Source organism: Microcystis sp. M083S1, from assembly GCF_020246405.1.
GTDB lineage: Bacteria > Cyanobacteriota > Cyanobacteriia > Cyanobacteriales > Microcystaceae > Microcystis > Microcystis aeruginosa_C.
In genome coordinates this window covers 1-13,087 of the sequence record NZ_JADBTB010000252.1, presented here as the reverse complement: position 1 = coordinate 13,087, position 13,087 = coordinate 1, and the positions used below count along the sequence as shown (strand labels likewise).

The 13,087-nt window shown below is 44.6% G+C and carries 9 protein-coding genes, 1 tRNA gene and 2 pseudogenes; 4 read left to right on the top strand and 8 right to left on the bottom strand.

Annotated elements, in window-relative coordinates; all coding sequences use genetic code 11:
* Positions 1 to 212: 212 nt before the first annotated feature.
* The 4 genes and pseudogenes from clpB to IM450_RS22275 all read right to left on the bottom strand — a co-directional run bounded on the left by clpB (position 213) and on the right by IM450_RS22275 (position 7,094).
* Positions 213 to 2,831 (bottom strand): ATP-dependent chaperone ClpB, encoded by a 2,619-nt coding sequence (gene clpB / locus IM450_RS22290; RefSeq protein ID WP_287668705.1) that lies wholly within the window; start codon positions 2,829 to 2,831, stop codon positions 213 to 215.
* A gap of 531 nt (positions 2,832 to 3,362) precedes the next feature.
* On the bottom strand, positions 3,363 to 5,264 hold the full coding sequence (locus IM450_RS22285; RefSeq protein ID WP_002801285.1) for a transketolase C-terminal domain-containing protein: 1,902 nt from the start codon (positions 5,262 to 5,264) through the stop codon (positions 3,363 to 3,365).
* A gap of 1,155 nt (positions 5,265 to 6,419) precedes the next feature.
* A pseudogene (locus IM450_RS22280) lies at positions 6,420 to 6,680 on the bottom strand (IS630 transposase-related protein); the annotation flags it as partial.
* A gap of 331 nt (positions 6,681 to 7,011) precedes the next feature.
* Positions 7,012 to 7,094, bottom strand: a tRNA-Leu gene (locus IM450_RS22275).
* A 73-nt stretch (positions 7,095 to 7,167) separates the two neighbouring features.
* Between IM450_RS22275 and lgt the strand changes: the two genes are divergently transcribed.
* Both lgt and IM450_RS22265 read left to right on the top strand, forming a co-directional pair.
* Positions 7,168 to 8,019 carry a prolipoprotein diacylglyceryl transferase gene (lgt, locus tag IM450_RS22270; protein ID WP_002801283.1) on the top strand — a complete coding sequence of 284 codons (852 nt, stop codon included), beginning with the start codon at positions 7,168 to 7,170 and terminating at the stop codon, positions 8,017 to 8,019.
* A gap of 12 nt (positions 8,020 to 8,031) precedes the next feature.
* Entirely contained in the window at positions 8,032 to 8,982 is a 951-nt protein-coding gene (locus tag IM450_RS22265) for a branched-chain amino acid ABC transporter permease (RefSeq protein ID WP_002801282.1), read from the top strand.
* Positions 8,983 to 8,988: 6 nt separating this feature from the next.
* Here IM450_RS22265 and IM450_RS22260 read toward each other — a convergent pair whose 3' ends face one another.
* The 4 genes from IM450_RS22260 to IM450_RS22245 form a co-directional block, all read right to left on the bottom strand.
* The gene (locus IM450_RS22260; RefSeq protein WP_287668698.1) at positions 8,989 to 9,987 is read right to left on the bottom strand and encodes a Gfo/Idh/MocA family protein; all 999 of its coding nucleotides are present in this window, start codon (positions 9,985 to 9,987) and stop codon (positions 8,989 to 8,991) included.
* 45 nt (positions 9,988 to 10,032) lie between these two features.
* Entirely contained in the window at positions 10,033 to 10,212 is a 180-nt protein-coding gene (locus IM450_RS22255) for a hypothetical protein (protein ID WP_043997756.1), read from the bottom strand.
* A 51-nt stretch (positions 10,213 to 10,263) separates the two neighbouring features.
* Positions 10,264 to 10,539, bottom strand: a complete 276-nt coding sequence (locus IM450_RS22250; RefSeq protein ID WP_287668695.1) for a hypothetical protein — start codon at positions 10,537 to 10,539, stop codon at positions 10,264 to 10,266.
* A 376-nt stretch (positions 10,540 to 10,915) separates the two neighbouring features.
* Entirely contained in the window at positions 10,916 to 11,476 is a 561-nt protein-coding gene (locus IM450_RS22245) for a DUF721 domain-containing protein (RefSeq protein ID WP_287668692.1), read from the bottom strand.
* A gap of 217 nt (positions 11,477 to 11,693) precedes the next feature.
* On the opposite strand from IM450_RS22245, the gene IM450_RS22240 reads away from it, so the two are divergent.
* Complete coding sequence (locus IM450_RS22240; RefSeq protein WP_287668689.1) at positions 11,694 to 12,584, top strand: hypothetical protein; 891 nt, start codon at positions 11,694 to 11,696, stop codon at positions 12,582 to 12,584.
* A 22-nt stretch (positions 12,585 to 12,606) separates the two neighbouring features.
* Positions 12,607 to 12,960: pseudogene (locus IM450_RS22235) on the top strand (PspA/IM30 family protein); the annotation flags it as partial.
* Positions 12,961 to 13,087: the final 127 nt, after the last annotated feature.

Genomic DNA, 13,087 nt, shown 5'->3' with positions numbered 1-13,087 from the left:
GGTTGCTGAATAAATCTAAAAACCTTGTTGGATAAGGCTTTTAGACTTTTTTTCCCTGAAAAAGTGCCTACCATTGGAGTGATTGGGGGGAAAATTTAGGGATTTTTTCCCTGAAAATTAGGTAATTGACCACCTGAAAATGAGTAAAACCCCACACCCCACACCCCACACCCTGCCACCACCGAAAAACTTTTTCAGCAAACCCTACTTAATTAAGCAGTTACTACCGGGGAAGCTAACCGTTTAAAGGTCAATCTTTCATCGGCCACATCGACAAAAATCGTGTCTCCCCCTTTGAATTCGCCGCGCAGAATTGCCTTAGCGATCGGAGTTTCCACATATCTTTGTACTGCCCGTTTTAAGGGTCGCGCACCGTACACTGGATCGTAACCAATTTCTGTTAGATAATCGAGGGCAATATCGGCAAGTTTCAGGGCTAATTTTTGTTCCATCAAGCGATCGCTGAGATTGGCTGTCTGTAGTTTAACAATCGATCGCAGTTGCGCTTTTTGTAAACTATGGAAAATGATCGTTTCATCGATACGATTGAGGAATTCGGGACGGAAACTATTCCGCATTGCTTCCATCACCCGCGCCTGCATTTCCTCATAACGAGACTCATCACCGGCCACGTCTAAAATGTATTGAGAACCGATATTACTGGTCATAATAATGATGGTATTTTTGAAATCAACCAGATGACCTTGAGAGTCGGTTAAGCGCCCATCGTCAAGGATTTGTAACATAACGTTAAAAACGTCGGGATGGGCTTTTTCAATCTCATCAAAGAGGATGACAGAGTAGGGACGACGCCGGATTGCCTCGGTTAATTGTCCCCCTTCATCGTAGCCGACGTATCCCGGAGGCGCACCCATAAGACGGGAAACGCTGTGTTTTTCCATGTATTCCGACATATCGATGCGAACTAGAGCCTCTTCCGTGTCAAAGAGATTGCGAGCTAAAGCTTTCGCCAATTCTGTCTTACCAACACCCGTCGGACCGAGGAAAATAAAGCTGGCCGTGGGACGGTTGGGGTCTGATAAACCAGCGCGGGAACGTTGAATCGCTTCGGCTACGGCTGTGACCGCTTCCTCTTGACCGATGACACTTTCGTGTAATTCCTCTTCCAGATTGAGGAGTTTTTCTTTTTCCGATTCGATTAATTTATTGAGAGGAATTCCCGTCCATTTCGAGATAATTTCGGCGATATCCGATTCGAGAACTTCTTCTCTTAATAAACTTTTGCCAGTGGTTTGTTTGTCGGCCAATTGAGTTTCTAGGGCGGACATTTGCCGCTGCAGATCGGTTAATTTTCCGAACTTTAATTCCGCAGCGCGATTATAATCATAATCGCGTTCGGCCTGTTGAATTTCCAGATTAACTTGTTCAATCGCTTCTTTAACCCCACGAACTTTATCGATAATCTCTTTTTCCCCTTGCCATTGGGCATTTAATCCCGATTGTTCTTCCTTGAGGTTAGCCAGTTCTTTTTCTAACTTTTCTAACCGTTCTCGCGAAGCTGGATCATATTCCCGTTGTAGGGAAAGTTTTTCCATTTCTAGCTGAAGAATTTTGCGATCAATTTCATCGAGTTCTTCGGGTTTAGAGGTGATTTCCATCTTCAATTTTGCCGCCGCTTCATCAACTAAATCAATGGCCTTATCGGGCAAAAAGCGATCGCTAATATAACGATTAGAAAGCAGTGCCGCCGCTACTAAAGCATTATCGGCAATTTTTACCCCATGATGCACCTCATAACGTTCTTTGAGACCGCGAAGAATCGAAATAGTATCGACCACATTTGGTTCATCCACTAAAACCTCTTGAAAACGTCTTTCTAACGCCGCATCTTTTTCGATATATTTACGGTACTCATCGAGGGTAGTGGCCCCAATACAACGCAATTCACCCCGGGCTAACATCGGTTTTAATAAATTGCCCGCATCCATTGCCCCTTGAGTGGCTCCCGCACCGACAACGGTATGAATTTCGTCAATAAACATGATGATATTGCCTTGGGAATCGGTGACTTCCTTGAGGACAGCTTTTAATCTTTCCTCAAATTCCCCGCGATATTTTGCTCCCGCAATTAAGCCACCTAAATCGAGAGAAATAAGAGTCCGATCTAATAGAGATTCTGGCACATCACGGTTAATAATCCGCTGGGCTAATCCTTCGACAATGGCTGTTTTTCCTACTCCCGGTTCCCCGATTAAAACTGGGTTATTTTTAGTCCGACGCGAGAGAATCTGAATGGTGCGACGGATTTCGTCATCCCGTCCAATTACGGGGTCTAATTTACCTTCCCGTGCCAATTGGGTCAGATCCCGTCCGTATTTTTCTAGGGCTTCGTATTTGCCTTCTGGATTCTGATCGGTCACTTTTTGACTACCTCTGACTTGTTGAATAATTTCTTTGAGTTTGCTTTCGGTAAGTCCGAATTCTTGAAAAATATTTTTACCGAAGCGATCATCTTTAGCGTAACCTAAAATTAAATGCTCGATCGAAATAAAGTCATCTCCAAATTCTCGGCGATAATTTTCTGCTCGATCAAGTAAACTATCTAAGCTACGACCTAAATAAATCGAGTCGCCAGGGTTAGAGATTTTCGGTTGACGACGGATAAAGTCATCGGTTCGATCCCGCAAACGGGCTAGACTAATATTAGCTTTACTAAAGACACTGCCCGCTAATCCCTCCTGTTCGAGAAGGGCTTTCATTAGATGTTCGCTTTCTATTTGTTGCTGGCTGTTCTGTTTGGCAATGTCCGGCGTTTTGACGATTGCCTCCCAAGCTTTTTCTGTAAATTGTTGTGGATTGGTTGGCTGCATTTTCTATAAGAGATTACTTTTATACCCTAGAGATTATTCTAGATTGACCGGTTTGTCGGCTCCTAGGGGCTTACCGTACCTAGTTAAGGGGGATTTCCCCTCAACTGTGCGATTTGAGCCGCTAAAGTTTATCAGCTGTAATGGATTTAAACTGCTTCTTGGAAATTTTAGTACAAATGTTCAAGCTCTCAACCAAGCTAAAATCTTAAGTAGCTGGTTATAATTAAATTAAAAATGAATTTTAGGTTCGATCCCCCCTGCCCCCCTTGATAAGGGTAGGGTTGATTGATAGTAGGGTTGATTGATAGTAGGGTTGATTGATAGTAGGGTTGATTGATAGTAGGGTTGATTGATAGTAGGGTTGATTGATAGTAGGGTTGATTCATGAATCAACCCTACCTTGATAAGGGGGGTGTCTGATAATTTTTAACGCCTACCTACTTAATTATTAAAGATGTTCACTGTTGACTGATTACTGATTACTGATAACTGATAACTGATAACTGATTAAAGCCCACCCTAAAATACTATCTAAGCGATTAAAGATTTAACTTTACTAATGATACCAACTGGGTCAATACCTTGGTGGGGGAACTGTTCCCATAAACCGCCACAACCTTCATGGTGAGTACCGATATAGGCGTATTTAGGAGTTAAACCGCGTTCGAGTAACCAAGAACCATAACGGCTACCTAAACCCGTGCGACGGTTAAATGCTTCTACCACTAAAACAAAGGGAGAACTACCAACTTTAGCGATAATTTCTTCATCCACTACATTGAGAGTCGGTTTATTAATTAAACCCACGTCAATACCTTCTTGTTTTAGACGTTCCACTGCATCCAAAGCGCGGTATAAACCATCGCCAAAGCTGATGATATAACCGGCAGTGCCTTCTCGAATTGCTTCATCTTTTCCGGGGACAAAGGTATAACCATCGCCAAAGAAATTATTACCTTTAGTATCAAGAATATTGGGAGTTTTAGAACGAGTCGAGAAGATAAAACGTAAACCGGGTTGATGGAAAGTTGCCTCGACACAAGCGGTCATTTGTGCAGCATCGGCCGGAAAATAAAGACGGGTTTCGTAACCGTCATCCAGTCCATTATCGGCAAAGAAATTATTCAAACCAAAGTGACAGGTATTATCCGCCATATCATCGATACCAGAATGGGAAAAATGACATAAAAGATTAGAATAATTCAAGCGGGCCATGGTGATTTCAGAAATACACATTTCTAGAAAAGCGGCAAAGGTGGCGAAAATTCCCTGTTTACCTTTTTCCATACCAAAACCGGCGGCTGCCGAAAGATTGCCCCGTTCCATAATACCGGAAGGAATAAACACTTCGGGATGTTTATCGTGGATAATTTTCAGACCGCAGGAACCCTCTAAATCGCTATCTACTACTAATACCTTAGCCTTGCGTTCTTCCTCGCTCATTTTGCCTAAAAGACTGACTACTGCTTCGCCGAAAACGTTGCGGTTAGAACCCCATTTATCTCCAGAACCGAGGAATTTATAGTCATTAGAAGGCTTCTTAATACTGTTGAGATATTCCACGGCGGCACTGTGTCCTTTTGCCTCTAAATATTTCAAAGCCAAGGGTACAGAAATCACATCATGACCGTGGTTAGAACCTTCTAACCCTTCAATACCGGGACACATGGGACGTTTATTAATAATCGCAATCGGGCCGGGAGTATTAATTGCTTCACAGATATTGCGATACAAACTATCGATATCTTCCCCATCTCCCACTAACACTTTTAGTCCATGACCGGCGAGAGTTTTAGCCACATCATAACCGGGTAAATATTTGGAAGGATTACCAGCAATCGTCACATCATTATCATCAATAATTAGCTTAACATTGATGTGTTGAGCCACAGCTAAACGGGCAGCTTCCGCGTCATTGCCTTCCTGTTGAGAACCATCGGAACCTAAGCAAAAAACGGTTTTCCCTGGGTTAGCTAAAGCGACACCGTTAACGTAGGGCCACATATGTCCTAAACGGCCAGAACTAAATTTGACGCCGGGGGTTAATCCTAATTCCGGGTGTCCAGGGAGTTTAGAATTAGCCTCGCGGTAGTGCATTAATTGTTCTGGGGGTAAAGAACCTTCTAACGCAGACATGAGATATTGAGTACCGACGCGGTGTCCCGCTTCATCGAAGAAAATTGGTACAAATTGACTAGGTTGACTGCGGAAAAGAGCATCGAGAATCACCACTTCCGGGACGGTATCGTAGGGGCCGCCGGTGTGACCACCCACACCCCGGGCCGCACCCGTGGCAGTAAAAAAGATGATAGCATCGCGACAGAGTTGGATATTGGCTTTTAGGGCGCTTCTTTGCTCGTCGGTGAGGGTGGGGTTACTGGGGTCGAGACTGATGGGTTTATAGGCACTCAAATCGATGGGAAAGGTTGTCATCGTAGATTTTCCTTAATGTAGAGAAATAACTATAGTCAGGGAAATCATAGCCTAGAATGTCACCCGATCGATTGATTGAATAATTTCTTATCGAAAATTTGGGTTGAAAACCCCGTCCTTTTAGGACGGCTTTAAGCTACAATGGAAAAACCGATAACCAAGCTAAAAACTGAACCTTGACCACAGATAGTAGGGGGTTTCGTTCAGAAAAGAATTCAAATTCGGCCTTAAACGAGTAAAACTTTCTAGGAAATAAGGTTGAACATGAGATTTTTTCCACTTGTTCAAAGTGGCCGTCCGGCATTCGGACACTGAAAACGGACGGGTCGGAAAGCGTAAGACTACCGCTAAGGTAGCGGCATCCCGTGAAGCGTCAACCCAGCGGTCGGTCGTTTAATTAAGTTTGTTCGATCTGCCAGTCATCACCGTCTGGCCCCGGCGGTGAGGATGTCAACATAGATACCCCTTAATAATTCCACTTCACCCCTTATCCTCCTTAGTAGCTGACCATTGAGTTAACCCGGCGCCAATCAAAGCAGCCGGAGCGGGCAACGCCATCGCTAACTTTTCTTCTGGGAGAATTAACGACAAGGCAATTGAACTGATTAGCCCTGATGCAATAAAAATCATTGCAGTTTGGTTTTTACTAGCTATTCGGACAAAATTAAAGGGAGAATAAAACACACTAAAAGAAAAACCATAAATTTTTGTTTAACTATCGCGATTAACTTTAAGGTGCTTGGTTTTTAAAAGGATGATTCCAGGGTAAATTAGCCTGTAATCCAAACTTCCAAGCTAAATATCCTGCCAATTCGGTAGCTTTATTTTCCGTGGTGATTACTAGCTCGGCTATTCTCTGTTAAACCAGCGGACCCATTGAATTGCTCCACCAATACGAAATTCTGGGCGAATATTAAAAGTCCCCCATTTACCCCTGTTATTTCTGGAAGCCCATTGACACTGAGAAAGTCATTCCCCCCAGAAACAAACCGGGAAGTAACTATTCTCCAGGAATTGTTCCCAGTAGTTTGAGTATCGGCTGCTCCGTTCACCACATTAGGAAAATGAGAAACGGTCAAAGGCGCGTTAGCCAAATCTGGTCTATCTTGCCAGTTAAAGCCTTGAATCGCCCCCACTGAAGTATGATTATTATCAATATATTTTAATCAATTCTCTCAGCACTCTGTAGTATTTTATTCTTTCTTCTCGGTTTCTTTCTCTATAACGAAGTTCCTTCTTTTTTCTGGTAACTTTCATTTTTTTTAAGGCATAGCAAATGGCACTTGGTCTCACTCCAAACTTCTCGGATCTGTCTCTTAATCTTGCCTCGGGATTTTCTTAGACATCTTTTGACAGTGCTTTCCAGTCCAGCTTTTTCTGACGATGTTTTACCTTTGTTGCTTCAAGTTTCTCCCTACGAACGCCATCTATAGCGCTTTTCACGTTACTGAGGTATCGACAAGTTTTGCCAACAAGGGGTTTAAGCCCCTTGCCCATACCTCATTCTGATGAAAACTGCTATATATTTTTACAACAAGCTGAAACATTGGATTACCTAGAGTTAGTACAAGCGTTTCGGAATTGGGTAAGAAGTCAGCTGAAAAAATAAAAGGAAGATTTTTCGACGTTAAATCTCATACCAATCTCCCGAATCGGAGTCTCAACAATGGAAATCAACAAGTTTTCCCTCTTGGGTCGTCGGTCGTCAACACCAAATTAGGTTACACTTCATCGACCCCGGGGTTAATGCGGATGGAGGGACTCGAACCCACACATCGAAAAGATACTAGAACCTAAATCTAGCGCGTCTACCAATTCCGCCACATCCGCAAACATAGGACTGTATCTGATCATAACATAAGATACTATAGGAAAGATAAAATTTTTTATTCTTAATAATTTTATGCTCTTAGGTTTTGTCTTTCAGTCCCCCGGCCCGATTCTCTGGGAGGTCGGACCGATTTCGGTGCGCTGGTATGGATTTCTCATCGCTATGGCGGTATTATTGGGTGTCACCCTCTCCCAGTACCTCGCCCAAAAAAGAGCGATCGATCCGGATTTAATCGCTGATTTGGCCATTTGGTTAGTAGTGGGGGCTATACCTGCAGCCCGTCTGTACTATGTTCTCTTTCAGTGGCAAGAATACGCGCCAAATCCTGCTGATATTATCGCCATTTGGAAGGGAGGTATCGCTATTCACGGGGCAATTATCGGGGGTTTGCTGGCGGCCCTAATCTTTGCCCGCATTAATCGGGTTTCTCTTTGGCAATTACTCGATCTAGTCGCACCTTCAGTTATTCTCGGTCAAGCGATCGGACGTTGGGGGAACTTTTTTAATTCGGAAGCTTTTGGCAGTCCGACTAATTTACCCTGGCGGTTGTTTATTCCTCCGGCTAGTCGTCCTTTAGAATATATCGCCGTCGATTATTTTCACCCCACCTTTCTCTACGAATCTCTCTGGAATCTGGCAGTTTTTGCCCTACTCATCTATCTGTTTTTCTGGGGTTTAAAACACCCCAGTAAATTAAAAATTGGCACCCTTACCCTAGTCTATTTTATCGCCTACAGTCTAGGTAGATTCTGGATCGAGGGACTACGCACCGATAGTTTAATGTTTGGGCCGCTGAAAATGGCGCAAATAATTAGTTTAGGAGCGATTGCCGTCGGTCTTTTCGGTTTATTCTGGTTATATAAACTCCAGCGTCCTTTACCAGATGTGGTGGCAACCGTCGGTTATAATCAAAAGTTACCCTAGCTAACCCTGACAATGGATCTAGTAACAATTTTTCAACAGGTTTTAAACGGTTTATCGATCGGTAGTGTCTATGCTATTTTTGCCCTCGGTTACACTTTGATTTTTTCCATTTTAGGTATTATCAATTTTGCCCATGGCGCAATTTTTACCCTCGGAGCCTATTTTACCTATGCTCTAGCGGGGGGAGTTTTCGGTTTTAATGGTTTATTAGCTAATGCCAAATTACCCTTTTCCTTACCCTTTTTTTTAGCACTTTTGTTAGGCTGTATCCTTTCAGGTTTCACCTCGGTTCTTCTGGAAAGATTGGCCTTTAAACCTCTCCGGGTACGGGGTTCCGATTCTCTCTTAACTTTGGTTTCTAGCCTAGGGGCAGCGGTGGTGATTGTCAATGTTATTCAATACTTAGTCGGGGCAGAAATTTATACTTTTCCCGATGGGATTTATGGCAATCTTCCCCCCGCAATTAATTTCGGTACAGCCGATCGCCCCGTGGCAATTCGCACAATTCAGATTATTATTTTTCTGGTTTCAGCAGTTATGGTAGCTTTACTAACTTATTGGGTTAATTTTACCAAAATGGGCAAAGCTTTACAAGCGGTAGCTGAAGATGTCACCACGGCCAGTTTGTTGGGGATCAATCCCGAAAAATTTATCGTGATTACCTTTTTTATCAGTGGTGCCTTGGCAGGTTTAGCAGGAACTTTAGTCGGTTCTAGTGTTAGTATCGCTGGCCCCTATTTCGGTATTGCTTTCGGATTAAAAGGTTTAGGAGTGATTGTTTTAGGGGGGTTGGGAAGTATCCCCGGAGCGGTAATCGGTGGTTTATTATTGGGTATTGCCGAAGCTTTTGTTCCCGCAGAATATTCCGGTTATCGAGAGGCGATCGCTTTTGCTATTCTCTTTATTATGTTGTTAGTTCGTCCCCAGGGTTTACTAGGCAGAAAGTTAATTCAAAAAGTCTAAGTCGGTTTAATTGTCCGCGAGAAAAACTGTTTTTCCCGACAAAGAAGATTGATAGGCAGCGTATGCCACTTCTAGGGCATAAAGACTGGCTTGGGGAGTAACATAGAGAGGAACCCGATCGAACAGATAATCTAGTACCATGGCGGTATCTTTGGCAAAAAGACCGCGACGGGTTTCCACTTCTAAAGCTTGGCTACCTTCACTATTAATTAACTGCCCTGTTTCCCCTTCAAAAATTAAGCTGCCCGCCTCGCCATGAATAGTGAAAGTTCGCTCATTTTGCCAAAAAACTTCGCCTTTGCCGTAGGTAACTTCAGCAATTAAGCCATTTTTAAATAATAACTGCGCCTCACACAAACAGGCCAGAAAATAATCGGATTCCGGGGCATTCCAATAACGACAATGACAGGACACGGACTCCACTTCCCCAAATAAATTAGTAAAGCGATGGATACGAGAAAGGGCTGCAATCAAAGGAAAACCGAATAAATCCCGATGAAATGTCCAGCGCCGGGGTGCCGGTCTGCCTGGGACGATCGTGGTATAACGGGCTAGGTGGATATTACCGAGGCTGGCTAAATATTGCTGTTGGGTTTGATGCAGTCCCCCCAAAAGTTCAATATGTTCGACGTGCAGTAATTTGTTCTCGGTTTCGGCTAGGGTGATTAATTCTGCTGCTGCCGCTGGGTGGAAAGCCAGAGGATACTCGACGATAACGTGCTTACCAGATTTTAAGGCAGTACGGGCGATCGAGGCATGGGCCTGATTAACGTTGGCAATGACAATCAGATCGAGATCGGGATGGCTGGCAAGGCTTAGTGCCGAATCTAGGGCAGAAATTTGGTATTTTTGCGAGAAATTAGCGATCGATTCGGGACTATTACCGCTAACATACAGAAGCTGGGCGCGATCATCCGCTTGCAAGCTTTCAGCGCGACGTTGAGCGGCGAACCCTGTGCCAACTATACCAATTTTTAGGGGACGATGAGAAGTCATCAGGGGCATTCTGGCGACATTAATTATCGGGAAGTGGGAATTATGAATTATGAATTATAAATTATGAATTGGAGAGATGGGAGTGGGGAGAACCACTTCGTGTGCCTTGCGGAGGGAGATGGGGAGAATCATCTCCTGACTCCTGCCTCTCGCCTTTCCTAGCTTTATTTTGGCAATTAACTCATCTATTATCTCAAAAATAGCGCTCGAAAAGATGTGGAGGGGTGAATTCATATTTTTAATGGGCAACGCCAATTTTTTGCTCCTGTTTAGGCCTCAGATCTTCTAAACTGCCGTCGGTTGTCGGGGAGCATGACGACGAGGGGAAACCACCACGGGAGTGGGCGACACCGTACAGGTTAATTCTAGAGACTGTTCTAAACTAACCACCCGATTGAGTTGTTGCCATTCAGTGCTAAAAGGAGGCATCGCTAGAGTGCAGGCTTTCCAATGAGCTTCGACGGGAACATCTAGTTGTTGACAAGTGCCACCGCGCCGACCTTGGGTTTGATAGTATCGGCAGTATCGACAGGAAGAAGTAAGAAAGTTTGCGGCTTGCATGGGTTGGCTTTAAAAGGAAGATGATTATAAGGAACTCAAAGGATGACTCTCTTTTCGCTCTGTGTAATATTGTCCTACCCTGCGCCAAGGGTATTTTCCTGACTAGCATAGCTAGAACTGATATGCCATATAGTTTCTAGTGATCCCCAAAAAAAATTTTATTTTTAGAATCTTTTAATAGTTACTTTGCAAAAAGCAGCACTGTCTCAAAACTGAAGAGTTAAACTCAGTTGTGGCCGAGGTTATTGGGTCTAGTATCAGCAATAACAGAACGGGGATCAAGCCTTAGCTCGATAGAATTGATGAATACAGGTTCAATTAAGACAGAAAAGATAGGCCTATTGATTCCCGACTCAAAACCACTCTTTCCACAATACTATAAAAAAATTGCATCTTTTACCCCGCCCGACTGGGCAAAACAAAAAGCACAACATTGCCAACGCTCAAGCTCTCCGGAGGGAGTGGGAGACTGACAACGAGGGCAAATTGGCCAGGATCGGGTTCTGTGAACTATTTTCTGGCTCCAACTCTCTAAACCGTCCAGTTGCTGGGGATTTTCTGGCGGTTTTTCCGGGGTGACATAACTAGGATGATCTCTGAGGGAATTAGGCGCGATCGCTTCTGGGGGAATTAACTGACTATCCTGCTGCCAACGGGCGGCAGAAAAGCGGATATCGCTCAGGGGAGTCTCTAACTGACTATTAAGCCGTTTTAATAAGCTATAGCGTTGTAAAGACAATTCCTGTGCTAAAGCGGCGCTACTGGTAGCCACCGATAAAACCCCACGACTCAGGGAAAAAGGCCGGGTTTGCTCCAGCAGACGGGGATTAACAATTTTTGCCCATAATTGCAGCACTTGCTCATAGTGGCGATATTCCTCCCAACCCGCCTGTTGAGTAATAACCGTCAAAATTTTGTCAAGAGAATGTAAAGACATAGGGAAAATCTAGGGAATGCCACGTTAGACTGGGACGAAAAAACCCCTAAGTAGCTGGTTATAATTAAATTAAAAATGGATTTTAGATTCGATCCCCCCTGCCCCCCTTGATAAGGGGGGTGCCGATCCCCCCTTAGTCCCCCCTTGATAAGGGGGGTTTCTGATAATTTTTAACGCCTACCTACTTAACTTTTCAGCATAACCCTATAATACCGTCATGAAATCCGATCGATCCCCATCCTCCCAAGATTTGCCTCTCTCGATCGTCCATCAACCCAGTTCAGCCATCGATCCCGCTCGGGAACCGGAATATCTCGAAGCTGCTGTCATTAACGTCTATCCCCCAGCTAAAGATGTCTTTTTTACCCCTTGGGGTATCCGGGCAATGGTGATCTTTTTAATTGCCAATAGTCTCCTCAGTCTCAATCAATGGTTAACCAGCACCACCCCCACCCCGAGGAAAGCTGAGAATTCCCCCCGCGAGCAGCACCAAAATAACTCCCGCCACCTCGATCGATTGATAGCGATCGCTCGTCCAGTACAGAAAACTCCTCAAACCAGTCTGAGCGTTAATATTCCCGCTCCTCCAGTTAAAACTAGCCCGATAACTAATATTACCGCCCCACCAGTGGTTCAGAGTCCCCCCACCGCTATCAATCCGACTAATGCCCTCTTACCCCCGAATCCGCCACCGTCCCTGATGCCGGCCCATCAATTACCCGTCAGTAAGATCGAGCAATCTTTACCCGTCTCCCCCCCGGACCCCAGTACCCCGCCCGTATCTTCCCTAGTTTCCGCACCACCGCCACCACCGTCCCAAGTCACCCCCGTCCCCTCTCCGGCGGTCATTAACGAACGAATGTTAGAGGAATTGCGCCAAAGAGAAGAATCACCCGCTAATTTACCCTTTTTTCAACGGGAAAAAGCCCGTCGCTTGGCCAATCAAAACCCACAGGATGCGGCGGAGTTAATGAAACAGTTACCGCCAGAATTACAAGCATCCCCTTCTCCCAGTAGTCCGCCACCTTCAGAAACAGTCAATCCCTCCCAGTCCCCCGTCCCTAGTTCTATCATTATTGATAGGAGCGGCACTTCGGTAAACTATTAGGGTTGGTATCGGGAGGACGGCAATGGGTTTGTTAGATCGCATGGGCCAAGCAATTCGCGCCCAAGTCAATAGTCTGATTCAGGAAAACCAAGATCCAGAAAAACTGCTGGAAAAGGCGATCTTGGAGATGGAAGGGGAATTGATACAAATGCGACAAGCCCTGGCGGCGGCCGTCGCTACCCAGAAACGTACCGAGCGCCAACGACAACAACAGGAAAAAGCCGCTCAAACTTGGCACGAACGCGCCCAATTAGCCCTAAATCACGGTAACGAAGAACTCGCCCGCCAAGCTCTCAGCCAATGGCAAACCTATCAAAGTCAGATCGCCCCCCTACAAATCTCCCTGCAACAACAGACGGCTATTATACCTGAACTTCCCCCCATACATATATACTATAATAGCCGAAAACCCTTATCCATCAATGGATGTAACCCCTTAACTTTTCTTAATGTACCCATGTAATTTGTAACATTTCTTAATGGACAAGAATTCTCTCCATTTG